The sequence below is a fragment of the Nonomuraea sp. NPDC003201 genome, from assembly GCF_053590415.1.
Genome location: NZ_JBSFTC010000026.1, coordinates 1 through 23,119, shown reverse-complemented (window position 1 = coordinate 23,119; position 23,119 = coordinate 1). Strand labels below are relative to the sequence as shown.

The 23,119-nt window shown below is 70.6% G+C and carries 16 protein-coding genes; 9 read left to right on the top strand and 7 right to left on the bottom strand.

The genetic code is table 11. The features are described 5' to 3' along the window. Positions 1-58: 58 nt before the first annotated feature. Together ACWDX9_RS13140 and typA are read right to left on the bottom strand one after the other, a co-directional pair. Entirely contained in the window at positions 59-2,572 is a 2,514-nt protein-coding gene (locus ACWDX9_RS13140; RefSeq protein ID WP_449952751.1) for a hypothetical protein, read from the bottom strand. Positions 2,573-2,756: 184 nt separating this feature from the next. After that, complete coding sequence (gene typA, locus ACWDX9_RS13135; protein WP_357743434.1) at positions 2,757-4,607, bottom strand: translational GTPase TypA; 1,851 nt, start codon at positions 4,605-4,607, stop codon at positions 2,757-2,759. A 310-nt stretch (positions 4,608-4,917) separates the two neighbouring features. Here typA and ACWDX9_RS13130 point away from each other — a divergent pair, with 310 nt between their 5' ends. The 5 genes from ACWDX9_RS13130 (at position 4,918) to ACWDX9_RS13110 (ending at position 12,050) form a co-directional block, all read left to right on the top strand. Beyond that, positions 4,918-5,661: an AMP-binding protein gene (locus ACWDX9_RS13130; protein WP_449952748.1), complete on the top strand. Its 744-nt coding sequence runs from the start codon at positions 4,918-4,920 to the stop codon at positions 5,659-5,661. Positions 5,662-5,713: 52 nt separating this feature from the next. Continuing rightward, a complete protein-coding gene (locus tag ACWDX9_RS13125; RefSeq protein ID WP_449952745.1) occupies positions 5,714-8,185 on the top strand; it encodes a LuxR C-terminal-related transcriptional regulator in 2,472 nt (823 codons plus the stop codon). Between the two features lie 93 nt (positions 8,186-8,278). Continuing rightward, entirely contained in the window at positions 8,279-8,659 is a 381-nt protein-coding gene (locus tag ACWDX9_RS13120; protein WP_449952742.1) for an AMP-binding protein, read from the top strand. Positions 8,660-8,746: 87 nt separating this feature from the next. After that, complete coding sequence (locus ACWDX9_RS13115) at positions 8,747-11,176, top strand: ATP-binding protein (protein WP_449952739.1); 2,430 nt, start codon at positions 8,747-8,749, stop codon at positions 11,174-11,176. A gap of 205 nt (positions 11,177-11,381) precedes the next feature. After that, positions 11,382-12,050, top strand: coding sequence for an alpha/beta hydrolase (locus tag ACWDX9_RS13110; RefSeq protein ID WP_449952736.1), 669 nt, complete (start codon positions 11,382-11,384; stop codon positions 12,048-12,050). A gap of 201 nt (positions 12,051-12,251) precedes the next feature. Here the strand turns inward: ACWDX9_RS13110 and ACWDX9_RS13105 are convergent, their stop codons facing one another. Together ACWDX9_RS13105 and ACWDX9_RS13100 are read right to left on the bottom strand one after the other, a co-directional pair. Further along, positions 12,252-13,685: an aldehyde dehydrogenase gene (locus ACWDX9_RS13105; RefSeq protein ID WP_449952733.1), complete on the bottom strand. Its 1,434-nt coding sequence runs from the start codon at positions 13,683-13,685 to the stop codon at positions 12,252-12,254. Positions 13,686-13,808: 123 nt separating this feature from the next. After that, positions 13,809-16,826 (bottom strand): M14 family zinc carboxypeptidase, encoded by a 3,018-nt coding sequence (locus ACWDX9_RS13100; protein ID WP_449952730.1) that lies wholly within the window; start codon positions 16,824-16,826, stop codon positions 13,809-13,811. A 202-nt stretch (positions 16,827-17,028) separates the two neighbouring features. Here ACWDX9_RS13100 and ACWDX9_RS13095 point away from each other — a divergent pair, with 202 nt between their 5' ends. Beyond that, positions 17,029-17,925, top strand: coding sequence for a coiled-coil domain-containing protein (locus tag ACWDX9_RS13095; protein ID WP_449952727.1), 897 nt, complete (start codon positions 17,029-17,031; stop codon positions 17,923-17,925). On the opposite strand, the gene ACWDX9_RS13090 is transcribed toward ACWDX9_RS13095, so the two are convergent. Then, a complete protein-coding gene (locus tag ACWDX9_RS13090) occupies positions 17,907-19,202 on the bottom strand; it encodes a GH1 family beta-glucosidase (protein ID WP_449952724.1) in 1,296 nt (431 codons plus the stop codon). The genes ACWDX9_RS13095 and ACWDX9_RS13090 overlap by 19 nt on opposite strands. Before the next feature lie 57 nt (positions 19,203-19,259). On the opposite strand from ACWDX9_RS13090, the gene ACWDX9_RS13085 reads away from it, so the two are divergent. Beyond that, on the top strand, positions 19,260-19,898 hold the full coding sequence (locus ACWDX9_RS13085) for a TetR family transcriptional regulator (protein ID WP_449952721.1): 639 nt from the start codon (positions 19,260-19,262) through the stop codon (positions 19,896-19,898). Between the two features lie 49 nt (positions 19,899-19,947). On the opposite strand, the gene ACWDX9_RS13080 is transcribed toward ACWDX9_RS13085, so the two are convergent. Then, a complete protein-coding gene (locus ACWDX9_RS13080) occupies positions 19,948-20,871 on the bottom strand; it encodes an aldo/keto reductase (protein ID WP_449952718.1) in 924 nt (307 codons plus the stop codon). Between the two features lie 79 nt (positions 20,872-20,950). Between ACWDX9_RS13080 and ACWDX9_RS13075 the strand changes: the two genes are divergently transcribed. Then, on the top strand, positions 20,951-21,310 hold the full coding sequence (locus tag ACWDX9_RS13075) for a MerR family transcriptional regulator (protein ID WP_350729790.1): 360 nt from the start codon (positions 20,951-20,953) through the stop codon (positions 21,308-21,310). 36 nt (positions 21,311-21,346) lie between these two features. Next, positions 21,347-22,792 (top strand): penicillin-binding transpeptidase domain-containing protein, encoded by a 1,446-nt coding sequence (locus ACWDX9_RS13070; RefSeq protein WP_449952715.1) that lies wholly within the window; start codon positions 21,347-21,349, stop codon positions 22,790-22,792. A 3-nt stretch (positions 22,793-22,795) separates the two neighbouring features. Here ACWDX9_RS13070 and ACWDX9_RS13065 read toward each other — a convergent pair. Then, a partial coding sequence (locus tag ACWDX9_RS13065) for an ATP-binding cassette domain-containing protein (protein WP_449952712.1) occupies positions 22,796-23,119 on the bottom strand: 324 nt, incomplete at its 5' end.

Sequence of the window (23,119 nt, the reverse complement as noted above, 5' to 3'; positions counted from 1 at the left end):
CGGCCCGCCCACCCCGCCGGTCGCTGGGTCGGCGGGGTGTGGGCCCGGAGTCATGCGGTTAGCGGGGGGCGGTGGTGGTGATCTGGTCGCCCTTGAGGATGCGGTCGACGGTTTGGCCGGCCGCGGAGGTGGCGGCGGTGGTGCCGGCCGCGACGACGATGGCCAGGGTCGGGGCCGCCAGGCTGCGGATGCTGCGGAGGTTGCGGACCCGGGCCCACGGTTCCCCGGCCAGGTGCATGAGGCGCCACTCCCAGTACAGCCCCAGCCCGACGCAGACCATGGTCACCTGACCCACCACGATCCCCACCACCTGCACCTTGTCGAAGGCCCCGATGTCCGGCTCCACCAGGGTGGACAGGTAGCCCGACAGCTCCGTGAGCAGGGCCGCGGCGATCAGGTGGAGGGCCTTGGTCATCGGCTGGGTGCCGCGCAGGCGCGGGTAGAAGTAGCCGAACAGGAAGCCGAAGGCCGGCAGCGTGATCAGGTAGCGCGCGTCGAAGATGAAGCTGGTCAGGTCGGCCCCGTCCGGCCACCCGTACACGATCGCGAAAGGCAGGCTCAGCAGCAGGCTCGCGGCGAAGGCGTGCACGCCGTTGTGCCAGGGCGTGCAGCCGGCGGCCGTGGCGAAGGCGGTCTCCGGGTGCCGGCCGTGCTGCCGCAGCGCCTCCTCCAGGGCGTCCCGCCGCTCGTCGAAGTCCGTCATCGACATCTCGCCCGAGCCGATGCTGCCCCGTCCGACGCGGTACAGCTCCTGCTCGGCCACCAGCAGCAGCCGCTTGTGCAGGGCGGCCCTGACGAGCCGGCGGTGCTCCTCCTGCGAGGCGGGCTCGGCGAGTACGGGGCGCGGCCCGGAGAGCAGCCAGCGCGCGCTCGCCCAGGCGACGATCGAGGTGATCGCCAGCAGCGGCAGCGGCACGTCGATGTCCGCCAGGGTCGTGCTGCCGCCGGGCGTGATGTACAGCACCATCAGTACGGCGATCATGGTCGACTCGGCGACCGGGTTGTCGATCGCGGAGAGCTCGTCGCCGAGCCGCCGCAGCCGCAGCACCAGCATCAGGAACCCCAGCAGCAGCAGCCCGAGCACCCCGCGCACGAGCGGGGTGAGCACCAGGCTGCCGATCCGGGGTTCGGGTTGTGACACCGCCAGGCTCCACGACCCCGAGTCCAGCCATTCGGTCGGCCAGCCCTGGACCAGCAGGCTCACGATCACCGCGCCGGCCACCGCGCCACGCGTCCACTGCTTGGTGGCCACGGCGATGGCGGCGACCGGGATCATCGCCCAGCTCAGCGCCAGCACCAGCCGGACGCTGTCCGGCGGGTACACCCCGGTCAGCAGCGCCCGCAGCCACAGCGCCAGCGCGAGCAGCCCGATCGCGGCCTCGGCCGACAGCGCGGCCAGCCGTACGATCACCGGCCTGACCCCCAGGTCCACGCTGAACGCCACCGCGGACCCGGCCGCGGCCACGGCCGCCACCGCGCCTCCGGCCAGCAGCGTCTGCCCCGGCAGCTGCCCGTGCAGCCACGACCAGGCCAGCATGCCGAGCCCGACCACCACGCCCAGCCCGGTCACGACCAGCAGGTCGCGCGTGTTCCACGGCGGGCTGGTGGGCAGCACCCGTCCCGCGTGCCGCAGCGCGAACGCGGGCACCGCGACGAAGAGGATCACGTACGCGACCGCCGACCAGTCCTCGGCGAACAGCGGGATCAGCAGCGTGGGCGCCGCCAGGACGAGCCCGACGAACAGCTCCCTGTTGGCCAGCCGCGCCCACCACCCGCGCCCGAGCGAGCGCAGCAGGAAGGCGACGAGAGCGATCGCGGTGAGCACGCCGAGCGCGGTGGCCCACGAGAAGTCGTCCTCCACGACCGTGTCGGCGAACCCGAACGAGTCCGGCGCCAGCGTCATGCTCACCGGGTAAGCCCCGATGGTGAACTCCAGCCGCTCCTCCTGCTCCCGCTCCGGCGTGATCCCCGCCAGCCGCAGCACCGTCCACTCACCGGGCAGCACGGCGATCGAGCGCGAGGTGACGATCAGCGGGACCGCGCTGGGCGCGGTGAAGTCGAGCTTCAGCAGCTCGTCCGCCCTGACCTGCCGCAGCAGCGTCACGACGAACCTGGCCGTGGTCCCGGTGGAATCGGAGGTCAGGATCGGCGCCAGGCGCGTCGTGGGCGCCAGCCCGGGCCCGCCCACCTTGATCGCGCCGAACGCGGCGTCGGTGACCTGCTGAAGCGTGCCGGGGAACCCGCTGCCCTGGCGCAGCGCCTCGGTGAGCGGGTCCTTGGGCGCCATCTGGAGCCGGTGGACGACGGTCACCTTGACCTGTCGCTGGCGGGGATCGATCCGCCCCTTGGGCACCGGGTCCAGGTCGCGCTCAGTCGCCCTGGTGAGCGTCACCTCGGTGGTGGCCTTGCGGGCCCAGCCCACGAGAGGGTCGGCGCGGGCGGCGGCCGCCACCCACGGGTTGGGCGCCGCGGTGCTCTTGGGCAGCGCGGGGCCCGCCACCGGTCTGGCTACGACGGTGCACCAAACGATCGCCCCCAACGACACCAGAGCCAGCCCGAACGCAGTTGCCATCCGGAGCGTTCCCACAAATTGGATGATTCTCCGGAATGGCAAAATGTTCTATGTCACGGGGTCACGGTGTGATTACAGCTTTTCACCATGACCCCTTTTCTTGACCGGCGGGCTCATTCATCGCCCATGGCGAAGCCGGAAGCCTTACCGGCCGGGCTTACACCGAAAAAAGCGACGGAAAAGCTCAGGCGCGCTTGGCGCGGGCCGCGGCGCGACCGCGCGTGGCGGCGTCGAGCACGACCTTGCGAATGCGCACGTGCTCCGGAGTGATCTCCACGCACTCGTCCTCGCGGATGAACTCCAGCGCCTGCTCCAGCGAAAGGACGCGCGGCGGGATCACCTTTTCCGTCTCCTCGCTGGTGGAGGAGCGCATGTTGGTGAGCTTCTTCTCCTTGGTGATGTTCACGTCCATGTCGTCGGACCGGGAGTTCTCGCCGACGATCATGCCTTCGTAGACCTCGGTCGTCGGCGAGACGAACAGCGTGCCGCGCTCCTGCAGGTTGAGCATCGCGAACGCGGTCACCGGGCCGGACCTGTCGGCCACCAGGGAGCCGTTGTTGCGGGTGCGCAGCTCGCCGAACCAGGGCTCGTACGAGTCGAACACGTGGTGCACCAGGCCGGTGCCGCGCGTCTCGGTGAGGAACTCGGTGCGGAAGCCGATCAGGCCGCGCGCCGGGACCACGAACTCCATCCGGATCCAGCCGGTGCCGTGGTTGGTCATGTGCTCCATGCGGCCCTTGCGCACGGCCAGGAGCTGGGTGACCGCGCCGAGGTATTCCTCGGGGCAGTCGACCGTCAGGCGCTCGACCGGCTCGTGCACCTTGCCGTCGATGGTCTTGGTGACGACCTGCGGCTTGCCGACGGTCAGCTCGTAGCCCTCGCGGCGCATCTGCTCGACCAGGATGGCCAGCGCCAGCTCGCCGCGGCCCTGCACCTCCCAGGCGTCGGGCCGGTCGGTGGGCAGCACGCGCAGCGACACGTTGCCGACCAGCTCCTTTTCGAGGCGGTCCTTCACCATGCGGGCGGTGACCTTGGACCCCTTGACCTTGCCGACCAGGGGAGAGGTGTTGGTGCCGATGGTCATCGAGATGGCCGGCTCGTCCACCGTGATCAGCGGCAGCGGGCGCGGGTCCTCGGGGTCGGCCAGCGTCTCGCCGATCATGATGTCGGGGATGCCGGCGATGGCGATGATGTCGCCGGGGCCCGCCTCCTCGGCCGGCTTGCGCTCCAGGGCCTCGGTCATGAGCAGCTCGGTGATCTTGACGCGCTGGATCGTGCCGTCGGTGCGGCACCAGGCCACCTGCTGGCCCTTGCGCATGACGCCCTGGTGGATGCGGCACAGCGCGATGCGGCCGAGGTAGGAGGAGGCGTCGAGGTTGGTGACGTGGGCCTGGAGCGGCGCGCTCGGGTCGTACGTCGGCGCGGGGATGGTCGACTTGATGATGTCGAACAGCGGCTCGAGGTCCGTCGAGTCGGGCATGCCGCCGTCTTCGGGGCGCTCCATGGAGGCCCGGCCGGCCTTGGCGGAGGCGTAGACGATCGGGAAGTCGATCTGCTCCTCCGTGGCGTCGAGGTCCATGAACAGCTCGTAGACCTCGTCCACGACGTCCTTGATGCGGGCGTCGGGGCGGTCGACCTTGTTGATGCACAGGATGACCGGCATCTTCGCGGCCAGCGCCTTGCGCAGCACGAAGCGGGTCTGCGGCAGCGGCCCCTCGGAGGCGTCGACCAGCAGCACCACGCCGTCGACCATCGACAGGCCGCGCTCGACCTCGCCGCCGAAGTCGGCGTGGCCGGGAGTGTCGATGATGTTGATGGTCATGCCGCCGTGCTTGACCGCGGTGTTCTTCGCGAGAATGGTGATGCCCTTCTCGCGCTCGAGGTCGTTGGAGTCCATGACGCGGTCGTCGACGTCCTGGTTGGCGCGGAAGGCCCCGGACTGCCAGAGCATGGCATCGACAAGCGTGGTCTTGCCATGGTCGACGTGCGCGATGATCGCGATGTTCCGCAGGTCGTCGCGGCTGTTCAAAGGCATGATGACGTCTCGCTCTGTGTCGTGGGGGCGGCCGCGCGAAGTCGCGGCCTTATAAGTCTAGTTGATCCCCTCTGATGACAGGCGCGACGTGAGGAGAGGGGCGGTTGTGGATATGGGGTCCCCCGGGAGCGGGCGCGACGCGAGGGGGACGGGTGTGGATACGGTTGTCCCCCAGGTGGCAGGCGTGACGCGAGGGATTCCCGATGTCAAGCGCGATCCTCGATGTCAAGCTGACGTTAAGCCCGACGTACATAGCCGGTTGCACAATTGTGCGCATGGCAAGCCGGGCCGCCGTCCTTAGATTATCGGCATGACCTGGACAGAGCTGGTTATGGCCGCCGCGCCGACCCAGGGGGACCAACCGGCGGTCAGCGAAGTCAGGACCGGCGAGGTGCTGTCGTACTCCGCTTTCACCAGGCGCGTCACCCGCGCCGCGGCGGGTCTGCAGCGCCAGGGCCTGCGTTTCGGTGACGAGGTGATCGTCGACGTCCCGCTCGGCACGTCGTTGCCCCTGGCGGTCCACTCCGTGGCCTGGGCGGGCGGGGTGGCGGTGCTCGCGGCCTCGGGGACGGCGCGCTTCATGATCACCCAGCGCCGCTACGACCCCGCCGCGGTGAAGGTCGACCAGGTCTTCTCCTTCCAGTCCGTGCCGGGGGCGAAGCCGTTCACCGCGCTCATCGGCGAGCGCGCCCTCGAGTACGGCCCGCTGGCGGGGCCGGCGCTCACCGTCGACGGCGGGCGGGTGTTCGATCACCACACGCTGGCGAGCGACCTGCGCAGGCTGGCCGGCCGGCTGGTGATCGGCAAGGAGGACGTGGTGATCAGCGCGGTGAGCGAGCCGTTCCGGGGGCTGCGGGTGATCGATCTGGCGATGACGGTGGGGGCGCACGTCGTCATCGCCCACGAGCCGAGCCTGGTGGGCTGCCGCGTGCTGGCCCAGGAGCGCCGGGCCACCATGGTCGTCGCGCCGTACGACCTGGCCAGACGGCTGCTCGGCGACCCCGTCCTGCGTGTCGTCGACGAAAGGGCGATCGTGAGCTCGCTTGGGCTGTGAAAAGTGCGACACTGTGGGAGAGTGTGATCCTTCAGCGACACAGGGTGACCACATGCCAGAGCCCCCCAGGCACAATCTTCCGGCGGAGCCCAACCGGTTCGTTGGTCGCGAGCGCGATCTCGACGAATTGCGCGGGCTGTTCCGCGAGACGCGCGTGGTCACGTTGTGCGGGGTGGGCGGCATCGGCAAGACCCGCCTGGCCCTGCGGGTCGCGGCCGGTCTGGTGCCGGCGTACCCCGACGGCGTCTGGCTGGTCGAGCTGGCCAGGCTGCGCCGCCCCGAGCTGGTCGAGCAGGAGATCGGCCGGGTGCTCGGCGTGCGGGAGGAGGCAGGCCGCCCGGTGTTCGGCACCGTCCTCGACCGGCTGCGCGACCTGCACTGCCTGCTGCTGCTCGACAACTGCGAGCATCTCATCGACAGGTGCGCGGAGGTCGCCGCGGACCTGATCGCGGCCTGCCCGCGCCTGAGCGTCCTGGCCACCAGCAGGGAGCCGCTGCGCATCGCTGGCGAGCTGATCTGGCGGGTCCCGCCGCTCGACCTCCCCGACGAGAGCGCTCCCAGGGAAGGCGGTCCCGAGCATGAGCCCGCGCAGGGCGGTCCCGAGGCGGAGTCCGTGCAGCTCTTCCTGGACCGGGCGACGGCCGCCGGCACCAGGCTGGGCCCCGGCAGCCTGCCCGACGTGGTGCGGCTGTGCCGGGCGCTCGACGGGCTGCCGCTGGCGCTGGAGCTGGCCGCGGCCCGCACGAGCCTGCTCAGCCCTGGCCAGATCGCCGACCGCATCGACGACCGGTTCTCGCTGCTCACCACCGGCGGCCGCACCGCTCCCGCCAGGCAGCGCACGCTGGTCGCGGCCGTCGAGTGGAGCTACGACCTGCTGTCGGCGAAGGAGCAGGTGCTGCTGCGCAGGCTGTCGGTGTTCGCCGGGGACTTCGACCTCGACCTGGCCGAGCGCGTCTGCGCCGAGCGGCCCATCTCGGAGTCGGAGATCGTCGATCTGCTCGGCGGGCTGGTCGACAAGTCCCTCGTGCTGTGCGACGAGAGCCGCAGGCGCTACTGGCTGCTGGAGACCATCAAGCGCTACGCGGTGGGGTGCCTCCAGAAGGCCGGCGAGCGCGAGGTCCTGCGCGAGCGCCACCTGCACGTGGTCTGCGAGCTGCAGGAGCGCCACTTCACCACCGAGATGGTCGAGCCGGGCGTGCCGTGGGCGCGCCGCCTCGAGGCGCTGACCATGAGCAAGCGCCTCGTCGACGACCAGCGGATGGCGCTCGACTGGTCCGTGGAGTCCGGCAACGTGCCGCTGGGCCTGCGCCTCTGCGCCGCCAGCAGCGGGCTGCTGCCGCTCTGCGGAAACCTGACGGAGATCGTCACCTGGATCGAGCGGCTGCTGTCGCTCGACCTGACCGAGGTGCCCGTCGAGCAGATCGCGCAGGCCAGGGGATACCTCGCCTACGGCCTGGAGGCCAGGGACGAGCTGAGCCGCTCCCTGGCGCTGGCCGAGGAGAGCCTGGCCGCGCTCACCACCGACGACACGTTCGCGCGCTGCGTCATCCACAGCCTCATCGTCGTCGTGCTGCTGCGCATGGGCAGGCCCGAGGACGCGGTGCACCACGCGGAGGAGGGCCTGGCGCTGGCCCTGCGATCGGGAGACGCGTGGAACCAGGCGGCGGGGCTGGCCGGGCTGTCGGCCGTGGCGCTGACCCGCGGGCGGCTGCGCGAGGCGCAGCGGCACGGCGAGGAGGCGCTCGCCCGGGCCCGCGAGCACGGCCACCGGTGGATCATGGCCAGGACCGCCACCCAGCTCGGCGCGGTGGCCGAGTTCCGCGGCGACCTGGTGACCGCCAAGGCCCACTACGAGATGGTCGTCCCGTGGCTGCGCGAGCTGGGCAGCGACCTCGACCTGTCGCGCGCACTGGCCAGGGTCGGCAGGGTGACGGCGATGCTGCACGAGTTCGCCGACGCGCGGGAGTGGCTGGGCGCCAGCCTCGCCCTGGGCAGGGAGACCGGGCAACGCCACGGGGTGGCCCTGTGCCTGGTCGGGCTGTCGATGCTGGCGGAGTGCGAGGGCGACCTGGAGGGCGCCGTGCTGGCGGCGGGCGCGGCGGTCAGGCTGCGCGAGTCGATCGGGCAGAAGTCTCCCACGCTCAGGATCGAGGAGCTGCTCGGCCGGGCCCGCACCAAGCTGGGCGACGGCCGCGCCACCTCGATCTGGTCACGGGGCCGGGCCATGAGCCCCGACGACGCCGCCCGCCACGTGCTGGAGGGCGAGCGCATCGCGCAGAAGGCGCCGGTGGCGACCAAGCCGGTCAGACACTCGCTGCTGACGGCCCGCGAGCAGGAGGTCGCGGGCCTGCTCACCAGGGGGCTGTCCAATCGCGCCATCGCGACGGAGCTGGTGATCAGTCCCGCCACGGTCGCCCGGCACATCGCGAACATCATGGAGAAGCTGGGCTACACGTCGCGGGCCCAGATCGCGGTCTGGGCCGCCGAGCACCCGACCGCCGAGCACCCGACCGTCGCGCGGTGAACGTGGCGCGGTGAACGTGGCGCGCGGTTCTGCATAGGGATCTGCATATTCCGCCCCATGTATGCATGAGAGGCCCTCCCTACCGTGGGCCACATGGATGAGCGCATCGTCATGGTGGACTCGGGCACCGGCCTGAGGCTCACCGAGGAGCAACTGGACGAGAGGTCTGCAGTCGCGGCCGTCCAGCTGCGGCGCCGAGGTGTGCGCGCGGGTGACGCCGTGCTCATCTGCCTGCCCGTGGGAGCCGACCTGCTGGTGGCGGCCGACGCGGTGATCGCCGCGGGCGGCGTCGCCTGGCCGTTGCCGTGCGACCTCGACGCGTGCGCCTTCAGGGACCGGATCCACGCGAGCGGCGCCCGCGTGATGATCTCCGAGCTGCCGAGGGCGCTCGCCGCCGCGGACGAATCACGCGTACGGATCGTGATGAGCGTCGCCGAGCTCGGCGTCCCGCATTCATATCCAACCAGTCGCTAACTCTGCACGGAAAGTGACCCCATCAGCCCCTGAACCAGGGGAGACTTGGCATCGGATGTGATCCCCCCGCGACCACCTGGGCCCCACATGATCGCGCAAGTTCCGCACAATCTCCCCGCCGAGCCCAACCGCTTCGTCGGTCGCGTCCGCGACGTGGCCGAGCTGGCGGTGCTCGTCCACGAAGAACGCGTGGTCACGCTCAGCGGCGTGGGCGGCATCGGCAAGACCCGGCTCGGCCTGCGCGTGGCGGCGCAGGAGCTGAGACGCTTCCCCGACGGCGTGTGGCTGGTCGAGCTGGCCCGCATCGGCAACCCCGAGCTGATCGTCAACGAGATGGCCGAGGTGCTCGGCGTCCGCGACGAGGTGCCCGGGCGGCTGCTGGACGGCCTGCGCACGCGCCTGCGCACGGCCAGAGCGCTGATCGTGCTGGACAACTGCGAGCACCTGGTCGAGCGCTGCGCCGAGCTGGTGGCCGGCCTGACCGCCGAGTGCCCCGAGCTGCGGTTCCTGCTCACCAGCCGGGAGCCGCTGCGCATCCCGGGCGAGCTGGTCTGGCGGGTGCCGCCGCTGGAGCTGCCCGACGAGCGGCATCCCGAGGCCGAGTCCGTGCTGCTGTTCGTCGAGCGGGCGCTCGCGGCGGGCGCGAGCGGGGTGGCGGGCGTCATGGACGACGTCGTACGCCTGTGCCACGCGCTCGACGGCCTGCCGCTCGCGCTGGAGCTGGCGGCGGCCCGTACGAGCCGGTTGAGCCCCGGCCACATCGCCGACCGCCTGGCCGGTCGCGGCGGCGAGCGGCTCGGCCTGCTCACCGCCGGCGATCGCACGGCTCCGGCCAGGCAGCGCACGCTCCTGGCCATCGTCGAGTGGAGCCACGAGCTCCTCCCGCCCAAGGAGCGGGTGCTGCTGCGCCGGCTCTCGGTGTTCGCCGGGCCGTTCGACCTCGACCTGGCCGAGCGGGTCTGCGCCGACGGCGGCATCCTGCGCAGGGCCGAGCTGCCCGGCCTGCTCGACGGCCTGGCCGGGAAGTCGCTGGTGCGCCACCACGCCCCCGGCCGCTACCGCCTGCTGGAGACCATCAAGCAGTACGCCGCCGAGCGCCTGGCCGAGGCCGGCGAGGCCGCGCACCTGCGCGACAGGCACCTGAAGGCGGTCTGCGAGGAGATGGAGCACTGCCACGAGGCCGGCTCGCTCGACCGCAGGATGCCGTGGCAGGAGCGGTTCGCCCACTTCACCAGGGGCCGCGCACTCCTCGACGACTCCAGGAACGCGGTCGACTGGGCGGTGGAGTCGCGGGACCCCGTGCTCGGGCTGCGCCTGGCCCGCGCCGCGATGGCCGTCATGGCCGTCCGGGGCGACCTGGGCGAGAGCGTCGGCTGGCACGAGCGGCTGCTCGCGCTCGACCTGTCCGGGGCCCCTGCCGACCTGGTCGCGGTGGCCAGGTGCGGGCTGGCGTACGGGCTGGAGCTCGCCGACGAGCTGGGCCGGGCGGAAGAGCTGGTCGTGCGGGGGCTGGAGGAGCAGAAGCGGCACCCGTACACCCACTGGCTGGGCATCACGTACGGCGTGGCGCTGACCGTGCTCTTCCGCACTGGGCAGAGCGAGCGGGCGCGGCGTTACGCCGCGGAGCTGGAGGCGGCGGCCGGCGCTCACGACGACCTGTTCAACCTGGTCACGGCCAGGATCGCCCAGCTCAACCTGGCGCTCTTCCACGGCCGGCCGGACGAGGCCCGGCGCTACGGCGAGGAGGCGCTCGCGCTGGCCGCGGAGGCCGGGCACCACTGGTCGCTGGCCAGGGCGCTGACCCACCTGGGTGCGGTGGCCGAGGCCGCGGGCGACCTGGAGGCGGCCAGGTCACACCACGCCGCCGCGCTGCCGCTGCTGGAGGACCTGGACAACCGGATCGAGCTGGCCCGCTGCCAGGCCCAGATCGGCCGGGTGGCGGCCGGGCTGCACGACCACGCCGCGGCCAGGGAGCACATAGCCGACAGCCTGGCGCTGAGCAGGCAGACGGGCCAGCGCAGGGGCATCGTCCGCGCGCTCATGGCCGTCTCCGCCCTGGCGCAGGCGCGGGAAGACCTGGAGGGGGCGGTGCTCGCGGCCGCGGCCGCCACCGCGCTGCGCGAGTCCATCGGGCAGGTCGGCGCGTCCGGTCGGATCGAGGATCTGCTGGCGCTCGCCCGCGCGCGGCTCGGGGCGGACCCGGTGGAGCTGCTGTGGGCCAGGGGGACGGGGATGCCGCCGGAGGTGGTGGCCGGGCTGGTGCTCGACGGCGATCCCGGGTCGGCCGTGCCGCCGCCGCGCGTACTCGACCGGGACGGGCTGAGCGAGCGGGAGCGGGAGATCGCCGCCATGCTGGCCCGCGGCCTGAGCAACCGTGGCGTGGCCGAGGCACTGGTGGTCAGCCAGGCCACCGTGGCCAGGCATGTCGCCATCATCATGGAGAAACTGGGCTTCGACTCGCGGGCGCGGATCGCGGTCTGGGCGGCCGAACACGGGGTGGACGCGGAGCGAACATAAGCTCGTCTCCATGCCCTACGCGCCTCATTTTCCCGTCATGCTCAGGACCGACGACGGGGTACGCCTCAACGCCGCCCACACCCCCTTCGCACGGCGAGGGAGCGCCGTCGCCTGGACTGAGGAGCGTCGGGAGCGTAGCGGCCAGAGCGACGAGGGAAGGCGACGGCTCCCCAGCGACCGAGCCCGCCTCCACGGAGTGGAGGCCATGAACACAGGCATTGTGATGGCGCACGGGTTCACCGGGTCGTGGCGGGATCGCACCGCGCGGCGCATCGTGCACGTGCTGAGCGGGTACGGCGGCGTGGTCGCCTTCGACTTCCGCGGCCACGGGCGCTCCGGCGGTGAGAGCACGGTGGGCGACCTGGAGATCCTCGACCTGGACGCCGCCGTCCGGCACGCCCGCGTGGCCGGCTACTCCAAGATCGCGGTCGTGGGCTTCTCCATGGGGGCGGCGGTGGCCGTACGGCACGCGGGCCTGCGCGGCGGCGTGGACGCCGTGGTGGCGGTGAGCGGCCCGGCCCGCTGGTACTACCGCGGCACCAAGCCGATGCGGCAGGTCCACTGGGCCATCGAGCGGCCGTTCGGGCGCCTGGCGGCGAGGGTGGTCAAGCGGACGAGGATCGCCCGCGGCGACTGGAACCCGATCCCGATGCCGCCGCACGAGGCCGCCGCGCTCATCTCGCCGACCCCGCTGCTGATCGTGCACGGCGACGAGGACGCGTTCTTCCCGCTCGATCACGCGCACCAGCTCTACGCCGGCGCACGCGAGCCCAAGGAGCTCTGGATCGAGCCCGGCTACGGCCACGCGGAGACCGCCGCACCCCCCGAACTCATCCGCAGAATCGGCAAGTGGATCTCCTCGAACCTTTTGTGAGTTAAACGCGTCTATCTAGGACGGAAAGAAAGAAACCGCCGGGAGAAAGTCTCTGGGGAAGGAAACCGTCGCCACGGTGTCCGTGGGACATACTTCCGGTAGCGGGATCTGTACCTAGCGTTGCGGGGGCGCGCTGGGTGCACGGTCCCGTGGCACGACGAAGGGCCTCGCGGCATGCCGCGAGGCCCTTCTCGCGGAGGGCTAGCCGAGCCGCGCGATCGTCTTGTACTCCAGGTAGCCGCTCAGGCCCTCGGGACCCAGCTCGCGGCCGATGCCGCTGGCCTTGTAGCCGCCGAAGGGCGCGTTGGTCTCCAGCATGAAGCAGTTGACGCCGTACGTGCCGGTTCGGACCTGGCGGGCCACGTCCATGCCGTGCTCGGCGTCGGCCGTCCACACCGAGCCGGCCAGGCCGTAGTCGCTGTCGTTGGCGATGCGTACGGCGTCCGCCTCGTCCTCGTACGGGATCACGGTCAGGACCGGGCCGAAGATCTCCTCGCGGGCGATGCGCATCTCGTTGGTGACGCCGGAGAAGACGGTGGGGGAGACGTACCAGCCGCGGTCGTAGGGCCGGTCGAGACCGCCGACGACGACCTTGGCGCCCTCGTCCATGCCGATCCTGATGTAGCCCTCCACCCGGTCCTGCTGCCGCTTGGCCACCAGCGGGCCGATGCCGGTCGCCGGGTCGGCGGGGTCGCCGACGGGCTGGGAGTTGACCATGTTCGCGACGGCGTCGACGACCTCGTCGTAGCGGTTGCGCGAGGCCAGGATGCGGGTCTGCGCCACGCAGGCCTGGCCGTTGTTCATGAGCGAGGCGATGGACAGGAAGCCCATGCTGGCGGCCAGGTCGGCGTCGTCCAGGACGATCGCGGCGGACTTGCCGCCCAGCTCCAGGCTGACCCGCTTGAGCTGCTCGCCGCAGATGGCGGCGATGCGCCGGCCGGCCGCCGTCGAGCCGGTGAAGGCCACCTTGTCCACGCCGGGGTGGGAGATCAGGTGCTCGCCGACGTCGCGGCCCGCGGCCACGATGTTGAGCACACCGGCCGGGATGCCCGCCTCGATCGCCCACTCGGCCAGCAGGTACGCGTCCAGCGGCGTCTCGGGCGCCGGCTTGAGCACGATGGTGCACCCGGCCAGCAGCGCGGGCGCGACCTTGGTCATCGTGACGAACTGGGGGACGTTCCACGGCACCACGGCCGCCACCACGCCCACCGGCTCCCTGCGCACGGTGATCGGGCCGAACAGCCCCGGCCGCTGCTCCTCCTGCTCGAACGTCTTGCCCAGCTCGGCGTAGTACTGGAGCATGCCCAGCGGCTGGGGCGCCTGGGCGAGGTTCGAGAACGTGATCGGCGAACCCATCTCCTCCGTGATGAGCTGGGCCATCTCGCCCTGCCGCTCGTTGTAGATCGCGGCCAGTCTGCCGATGACCTCGGCCCGCTCGGCGAACGTCATCCGCGGCCACGGCCCGTGGTCGAACGCCTCCCTGGCGGCCGCGACCGCGCGGTCCATGTCCGCGGCCGTGCCGTCAGGCACCTGGCCGACCACCTCCTCGGTGTGCGGGGAGACGATGTCTATCGTCGCGGTGCCCGCGGGGGCCACCCATTCGCCCCCGATGAACAGCGTGTCGTGCCGGCGCATGTCGTGACCCTCCTGTTTGACCGAATGCTTGCTTGTTTCCGGACTTCCTCAAGGTGACCGAACCATGTTCTGTCCGGACACGCAAGAGGGGTGCGGCACGCTCTGCCGCACCCCTCTCCGGCTCTAACCGAGCAGGTGCTTCATGGATCTCTTGACGAGGTCGGCGCGCTTGGCCGGGTCGGTCACGCTCTCAGCGCCGAAGCCCAGGTAGACGGTGTCCTTGGTGACGATTCCGGCACCCTCCTCGAAGACCTGGTCCGTCCTGAACCAGTTGTTGATCGACGGCGAGGTGCCCTCGGGAGGCGCCCCGACGGCCCAGCCGCCCAGGTCCGACTCGAACGAGGTCTGCTCGGTCGTCGCGCCGTCCAGGGTGACCGCGAAGTCGTCCAGGAAGACGCCCGCGCCCTGGGTGCTCCAGTCGCTGATGTAGGAGACCGACAGCTCGACCCGCTTGCCCGCGTACGGGGTCAGGTCGATCTTCCACTGCTGCCAGCCGGCCGAGTTGCCGGTGGCGGCGTTCCAGGCGCCGGAGGTGCCGGTGGACTCGCAGTTGGGGCCCTGGTAGCGCTGGGTGAACGGGTGGATCGTCCGCCAGCCTTCACCGCCGCTGGGCGGGTCGCAGCTGCTGCCGGTCTCCTGGGTGGTGTGCCCGTTGGCGTCCGGGAGCATGGTCCAGTCGTCGCCGCCGGCCGTGTGCGCCTCCACCGCGAGGTAGTCCCAGGTGCTCTCGGTGTCGTACGACGTCCAGAACGTCAGCTCGCCGCTGCTCTTGCCGGTCAGGTCGATCGTCTTGGTCAGCCGCTTCCACGAGACGTCGGCGATGCCGCTGTAGACGTCCCAGGCCCCGGAGTGCGGGTCGAACGGGCCGCCCGGGCGTGCCCACTTGACCTGCGCCGAGCTCGCGAACAGCGGGAACTGCTGCGCGGGCAGGATGGCCGAGGTGGCCACGAACGAGTTGGTGTGGCTCGGCCCGATCGTCGCGCCGAAGCCGTCGAACGTGCCGCCGTTGCCCGTCAGCCCGAACGGCTGGCCCGTGTTGTGGTCGGTGCCGGCGTCGTCGAAGAAGACGTACGCGCCCAGCCAGTACTGCTGGAAGTCGTTGAACACCGCGATGCACGGCGGGTCGTCCGGGACCGTGCACTCCGACTGCGCCGGCTGGTCGGGCTGGTAGTAGTAGGCGCCGTTGTTGTTGGCCGCGAACGACGGGTACTTGCCGGCGTGCAGCAGCTTGCCGCCCTCGTTCAGGTAGTCGCGGACCGCCAGTTCGGTGTCCACGCCGCCCTTGGAGGTCGTGCCGCCCACCTGGCCGGGCGACCTCGGGATGATGTCGTCGCCGGTCTCCCACACCACGGCCTTGTAGTGGCTGAGCACGCCCAGCGGGTGCGGGGCCTTGCGGCCCATCCTGTCCATGTCGTACACGTCCGAGGTGTAGCCGGCCGCCGTGAGCGCCGCGGCGTACTCGTCGGCGTACTTGGCCTCGGTCACGCCCTGCGCCGGGCTGAGGCCCGTGACGTCCTCCGTGGCCAGGATCAGCACCTTGCCGCCGATGTCGGTCGCCACGGTGTAGGTGAAGTCGGCGCTCTTCCTGCCGATCGAGGCGAACCAGACCTTCACCTTGTCGCCCGGCCTGGTGCCGGTGATCTTGCCGCGCAGCCGGTGGTAGTAGCGGTCGTAGCCGCTGCCGTACCGCTCGCCGCCCTTCCATTCGCCCGTCAGGACGGTCTTGGTACGGCCGCCGTTGACCTGGTAGTTCAGGAAGACCGGGCCGAGCTTGCGCTTGGCGTTGACCTGGACGACCTGGTCCTTGCCGTAGCTGACCTCGAACGGGTCGATCTCGAAGTCCGGGGTCGTGTTGCCCAGGTGGTTCACCGGCTCGACGGGGTTGACCGCGGACTTGGCCACGTCGAGCGCGAACGGCAGGCCCTTCTCGAACTCGCCCTGCACCAGCGCCTCGTCGTCGGGGAAGACGAACCCGCAGCCGTCGCAGCCCTCGTCCAGCTCCGGCGTCCACGACAGCGTGCCGTACTGGCGGTGGGCATGGTCGTTGGTGTCGCCGTTCGTGGTGTACAGCTCGGCCCCGAGGTCGGGGTCGAAGCCGGGGACGGCCGGCTTGGCGTCGTTGCCGGTGATGGCCTCGTAGATCGGGTTGTCGGGCGTCTCCGTGGCGATCTGGAAGCCGCTCGGGTAGAGCAGCAGCGGGCCGTAGGAGTGGTAGTTGAGCTGCATCTCGAACCCGATGCGCCTGAGCAGGCCGTCCATGGCCCTGGTCTCCGGCTCGCTGGCCGGGGCCGTGCCGCGGTAGGTGTCGCTGCTCGGGATGCTCGACGAGCCTTCCTCGTCGTAGTGGAAGTTCGTCGGGAAGTTCCGGTTCGGGTCGACGCCGTCGCCGATCGTGATCTTGCCGTCGCCGTTGACGTCGCGCAGGTTCTTGCGCCACAGGCGGTTGCCCTCGGTGAACGTGAAGTCGTACCCGTCGGGGTTGGCCACCGGCACGAACCACAGCTCGCTCTTGTTGAGCAGGTCCTTCAGCGCGGCCTTGTTCGCGATCAGGTACTTCAGCAGCCGCATGTCCACCTCAGTGGCGATCCACTCGCGGGCGTGCTGGGTGGCGGAGTAGAGCGTCGAGGGCTTGATGCCGTCGGGCAGCAGCCGGGCGCCCGTGGTGACCTTGACGGCCAGGATGTCCTGGCCCTTCAGCGACTTGCCGATGGACTGGAGCTTGACGATGTCCTTGTTGGCGTTCGCGATGGCCTTGAGCTGGTCGGCGATGCCGCCCGCCTCGGAATAGGACTTCCACACGGTGTAGCCGGAGGCCGCCTGCGCCTTGGCGGCCTCGAGCTGGGTCTGGCCCCGCGGGTTGCGTACGGGCTCGGGTTTGTGGCCGAGCTTGCGCAGCGCGTCCAGGTCGGTCTGCGCGGCGGTGAGTTCGATGTGTTCCTGGTCGCCCTTGTTCTGCTGCTGGACGACGTCGAAGCCTTTTTCCCTGAGTGTCTGCGCGGTGCCCGGGGCGCTGTCGAGCTGGTAGAGCTCGATGCGGTCGCGGGGCGGTAGCGGGTCCACGGACGCCTGCGCGGTCGTGGCCACGATGGAGGTGCCTAAGCCGAGGATGACGGCGGTGGCGAGGGTCAATGTTCGAGACACGATCTGCCCCTTCGCAGAGACGAGTTCGATCGCCATCTCAGACCGTTGGAGCGATCTATACAAGACCCAATCTTTAGGTTCGCCTTAATTCGGACAAATCACCATAAATGTCGCCAATGGTGCGGCAGTTCGGCCGTTCGGGTGACAGACATCAAGATCATCTTCTATAGTTTCGGACCGTCTATGAGGGGAGGGGGCGGGTGTGAGAACCGGGCGGATCGCCGTTCTTGTCGCCGTCCTCGCCGGGCTGCTCGGCCTTCCCGCGCCATCCCCTGCCGTGGCCGAGCCCAGCCCTGGTGACCTGCGCAAACTCACCAAACAGGCCGAGCTGCTCGAAAAGCGCTACCGGGGCCAGATCCAGAGCCTGGAGGAGATCAAGCTCCAGGTGAAACGGGCGACCACCACTTCCGGCACCCTTCAGGCCCAGCTGAAGGACGCGCAGGCGGCCGTGGCGGACATCGCCCAGACCGCGTACATGGTGGGGCCCCTCGACACCTTCCGGCTCCTCACTCCCAACGCCGACCCGACCGTGATCCTGGGGCAGGCGGCCAACATGAACTACATGGCCGACGAGCGCACCAGGCGCGTGCTGGGCGTCCAGAAGCTGATCGACAAGTCCAAAGAGGCGAAGATCGCCGCCAACGACAGGATCGAGAAGCTGCGCAAGGAGATCAAGAACCTCCAGAGCAAGCAGCGAGACATCGACAAGCTGCTCGCCAGGTACGGCTTCCAGCAGCCCGGCGGCGCCGAGGGCCTGACCCAGCGCATGATCGACGTGCGGGCCGACATCATGCGGAACTTCCCCATGAAGTACGGCGTGGGCTGCCTGCGCCCCGGCGACCCCGGCGAGCACGGCAAGGGCCGGGCCTGCGACTTCATGATGTCGCGTGGCGGCACCATGGCCAGCGGGTCCGACGAGGCCCGCGGAGACGCCCTGGCCGACTACCTGATCAAGAACGGCGCCCGCATCGGCGTCATGTACATCATCTGGAAGCAGCGCTACTACGACATCCGGTCAGGCGGCGGCTGGGACCCGATGTCGGACCGCGGCGGGGTCACGGCCAACCACTACGACCACGTTCACGTGTCGGTGTTCTGAGCCCGGATGTGCTCCCGCAGCCACCGGTAGGAGGCCTTCGGGGTGCGGCGCTGGGTCTCGAAGTCCACGTGTACGAGGCCGAAACGCTGGTGGTAGCCCTCGGCCCACTCGAAGTTGTCCAGCAGGGACCAGACGAAATAGCCCCGTACGTCCACGCCTTCGGCCATGGCCCGGCGCATCGCCGCGATGTGGCCCTCCAGGAACTCGATGCGGGAGTGGTCCTCGAGCGTGTCGTCGGTCGAGCAGCCGTTCTCCGTGATGTGGATGGGCGGGAGCGCGCTGCCGTACCTGGACCTGAGGCCGGTCAGGAGCTCGCGCAGGCCGTCGGGGACGACCGGCCAGCCGAACGCGGTGGTGGGGTAGCCGGTGACGCCCGCGTCCGCGAACGGGAGGCCGTCGTCGGTGGGGGCGGCGATGCGGGTGGGGTTGTAGTAGTTGATGCCCAGGCCGTCCAGCGGGGCGGCGATGATGTCGAGGTCGCCGTCCCGGACGAAGTCGACGGTCGGGGTGTACGTCGACAGGTCCGGATATTTGCCGAGAAGTATGGGGTCGTTGAAGAGGCGGTTGTGGAGGATGTCGTAGGCCTCCGCCGCCTTCAGGTCGGCTTCCTCCTGGGACGCGGGCCAGACCGGGGTGCAGTTGTTGGTGATGGCCACCTGGTCGGCGCCGGCCGCCCGCAGGGCCTGCACGGCCAGGCCGTGGGCCAGGAGCTGGTGGTGGGCGGCGGGGAGCGCGTCGGTGAGGAGGGCCTGGCCCGGGGCGTGGATGCCCATGGCGTACCCGTAGGCCATGTGGACGAACGGCTCGTTCAGGGTGATCCAGAGGGGGACGCGGTCGGCCAGGCGGGCGGCGACGGTGGCGGCGTACTCGGCAAAATTTCCCGAAATATCGCGGTTAATCCACCCACCGCGATCTTGTAACGCCTGCGGCAGATCCCAGTGGAACAGCGTCGGCACCGGCTGGATGCCCTTCTCCAGCAGCGCGTCCACCAGCCGCTCGTAGAAGTCGAGCCCTGCCACGTTGACCTCGCCGTCCCCCTGCGGCTGCACGCGCGGCCAGGCTATGGAGAAGCGGTAGGCGTTCACCCCGAGCCCGGACATGAGCTCGACGTCCTCGCGCCACCGGTGATAGTGGTCGCAGGCGACGTCCCCGGTATGCCCGTCCCTGGTGCGGCCCGGCTCGTGGGCGAAGGTGTCCCAGACGGAGACGCCCCTGCCGTCCTCCTTGACCGCGCCCTCGATCTGGTACGCCGCAGTGGCCGTCCCCCACAGGAACATCCCGGGCTCCTTTCGTCTATGGGAACTTTAATGTCAGTAATAGGTCAGGATGGGGTCATGACGAGTACCTTGCGCCGCCGTCCCGCCCAGCGCCGGAGCGTGGAGCGGGTGGAGCGGATGCTCGACGAGTGCGCGCTCCTGCTCGATCAGGTCGGCTACGAGGCGATGACCACCAAGGAGGTCGCCCGCCGCGCCGAAGTCCCGATCGGCACCTTCTACCAGTTCTTCCACGACAAGCAGGGGTTGGTGCGGGCGCTGGCGCGGCGCAACCTCGAGGCGTTCCTCGCCCGTGTCGCCGACCGCATCCCCAAGGCCGACCTCGGGCACTGGACGGACCTGGTGGACCTGGCCATCGACGAGTTCGTCGCCATGAAGCGCACCACGCCGGGGTTCGCGGTGCTGGACTTCGGCGAGGTCCTCCTCGGCCCCGGCGGCCCGGCGATCGGCGGGAGCAGGACGGCGCTGGACGGGACGCAGGAGAACAACGTGGTGGTGGCCGACCGGCTGCGCGCCCTCACCCTGGAACTCCTGGACGCACCCGTGGGGCCGGGGCTGGATCGCGCGCTGCTGGTGGCGGTGGAGGCGACGGACGCGGTGCTCAAGCTGGCGTTCCGCGTGGATCCGTGCGGGGATGCGGTGCTGATCGCCGAATGCAAACACCTCGTCCGCCGCTACCTGTCCGACCACCTCGCCTGACCCGCCGCCGGGCCGCATGACGCGAGGCTCGCCCTTCCGGCGCCGGGTGTCAGGTGGTGGTGTCGAGGCGGGTGCGGAGGTCCGTGTCGAGCTTGAGGTCGGCGGCGGCGATGGCCTCCTCCAGCTGGGCCCGCGTCGAGACACCCACGATCGGGACCACGCCGTCGGCCAGCAGCCACGCCAGCACCACCTGGTTGACCGTGGCGCCCAGCTCGTCCGCGACCTCCCGCAGCACCGCGAGCCGCCGCGTGGTCCCCGGGTGGTCGTAGATCTCGGGGATGGGCCGGTCGGCGCGCGTGTAGCTGCCGAACATCAGCGTGTTGTACGCCCACAACGTCACGTCAGGCTCGGCGGCCAGATAGTCGAGGGTTTCGTCCGTGGCGAGCCTGTGCCCGGACTCCGCCAGCCTGGCGAGCGGGCGCGGTCGCAGGTAGGTGTGGCGGAGCTGGAGGTAGGTGTAGGGGATCCAGCCGTGGGCGGCCGAGAGGTTCCTGGCCCGTTCGAGGCGCCAGGTCGCGATGTTGCTCGCGCCAGCGCTGCGGATCTTGCCTGCCCGGGCGAGCTCGTCCATCGCCCCCAGGGTCTCCTCCAGCGGGACGGACCGGTCTTCGATGTGCGACCAGTACAGGTCGATGTGGTCCACGCCGAGGCGCCGCAGGCTGCCCTCGGCGGCCCTGGCGACGGTGGAGGCGGACAGGCCCTCGGCGGAGGCCAGGGTGGTGTCGCCGGGGACCGTGGGGCGGGCGCCGCCCTTCGTGCTGATGAAGATCTCATCGCGGTTGCCGCGGGCGGCCAGCCACGCGCCGATGGCCAGCTCGCTCTCATCGCCCGACCGGCCCTCCACCCAGAACGGGTAGTTGTTGGCCGTGTCGAGCATCGTGCCGCCGGCCTCGTGGAACCGGTCCAGGATGGCGAACGTGTCCTCCAGGTCGACGGTCGTGCCGAACGAAATCGTGCCGAGTGCGATGTTCATGGGCCGACTCTGGGAGCTGGAGCGCACTCCATGTCAAGCCGATTGACCTGGAGCGCGCTCCAGGTGGGATCCTGGAGACGTGAGTGTCTACACGCCGGCGGAAGTTGTCGAGGAGACCGGCTTCAGCATCGACACCCTGCGCTACTACGAGAAGATCGGCCTGCTGGAGCGCGTCGGGCGCAACGCGGCCGGGCAGCGCAGGTTCAGCCAGGAGGACGTCGGCTGGCTCGGCACGCTGCGCTGCCTGCGTGACACGGGCATGCCCATCGCCAAGATGCTCCGCTTCGCCGAGCTCGTACGCGCCGGCGACCACACGATCCCCGACCGGATCAGGCTGCTGGAAGAGCACGACCGGCAGGTCAGGGAGCAGATCGACAAGCTGGCCGAGCGGCAGAAGTACATCCACAACAAGATTGGCTACTACCGAAGCCAGCTCTAGCCCTGTCTTTGCGGTCCGGCTGTTAAACCAAGATCCATGGCCGGATCGAGGGCGGAGCGGATCGACGAGCCGCTGCGCCGTGTCGCCAGGTTGTGCGCGGCGATGCTGTTCGTGGTGCTGGCGCACGTGACGGTCGTCCAGGCGTTCGGTTCGCGGGAGCTCAACGCCGACCACAGGAACGTGCGGCCGCTGATCGCCAGGTTCGACCATCCGCGCGGCGACATCCTCACCTACGAGGGCACCCCGATCGCCGTGAGCCGCCCGACCGGCGGCGGCCCGTACCTCTACCGGCGGGTCTACCCGGACGGGGAGCTGTACGCGGCCGTCACCGGTCACATGTCGCTCTACCGCTCCACCGGGATCGAGCAGGCGCGGGACGAGGTGCTGTCAGGGGAGGACCCGAAGGTCAAGGTGCGCTCGCTGGTCAGGGAGGGTGTCGTGCAGGGGGCCGACGTCCGGCTGACGATCAGCGAACGGGTGCAGCGGGCCGCGTACCAGGAGCTCAAGAGGATGGGACTCCCGGGAGCGGTGGTGGCCATCAACCCCGCGACGGGGGCGATCCTGGCACTGGCCACCTATCCGACCTACGACCCGAACGCCCTCACCACGTTCGACGCCGGCCGCCTTCTGGAGACCTCGCGAGGGCTCCGGCAGGATCCGTCGCGGCCCCTGCTGAACCGGGCGCTGAACCGGCTCTATCCGCCCGGGTCGACGTTCAAGCTGGTGACGGCGGCCGCGGCGCTGGCGTCCGGGGAGTACACCCCGACCTCGCTGGTGAACGCGCCCGCACGGCTGCGGCTGCCCGGGACGCCGACGATCCTGCAGAACGCGGGCGGCGGCGGGTGCGGGAAGCAGCGGCCGACGCTCACGGACGCGTTCCACGTGTCCTGCAACACCGCGTTCGCCGGCATCGGGCTGCAGCTCGGGCAGGACCTGCTCAGGGACCAGGCGGAGGCGTTCGGCTTCAACGCGCCGAACCTGACGGTTCCGCTCGTCGCCACGGCCAGCCGCTATCCGCTGGCCATGGACCGGGCGCAGACCGCCCTGTCCGCCATCGGGCACCACGACAGCCGGGTGACGCCGCTGATGGTCGCCATGCTGTCGGCCGCGGTGGCCAACAACGGGACCTTGATGCGGCCGTACCTGGTGGAGGAGGTACGGCTGGCGGACGGCTCGGTCATCGACCGCGCCGGCCCCTCCGTCTACCGCAAGGCCGTGTCGCCGGCGCTGGCCAAGAGCCTGGCGGCGATGATGACGATGGCGCCGCGCACCGGGAAGTCGGCGGCGGCCGGCGCCAGGAAGGACGCCGAGGCCGTCCTGTCGGAGATCATCCCGGGGACGGACGACCACGCGCTCGTCACCGCCTTCGCGCCCGCGGACGCGCCCGAGGTGGCGGTGGGGGTCGTGCTGGAGCGCCCCGGGGCGCGGGCCGACGCGGTGACCTCGATCGCCCGCACGGTCATCGCGGCCGCCCTGCAGTGAGGGTCAGCGGTAGGCGGCGGCCTGGAGGGTGTAGAGGTCGGCGTAGAGGCCGTTGAGGGACATCAGGGTGTGGTGGTCGCCCTGTTCGGTGATCTTGCCGTGGTCGAGGACGTAGATCCGGTCGGCGTAGCGGACGCTGGCCAGGCGGTGGGTGATGAGCAGGACGGTGCGGCCGTCGGAGTGGTGGCGGATGCGTTCGAAGAGGGCGTGTTCGGCGCGGGCGTCGAGGGCTGCGGTGGGTTCGTCGCAGATGAGCAGGTCGGCGTCGCGGTGGAAGCCGCGGGCGACGGCGATGCGCTGCCATTGGCCGCCGGACAGTTCGTGGCC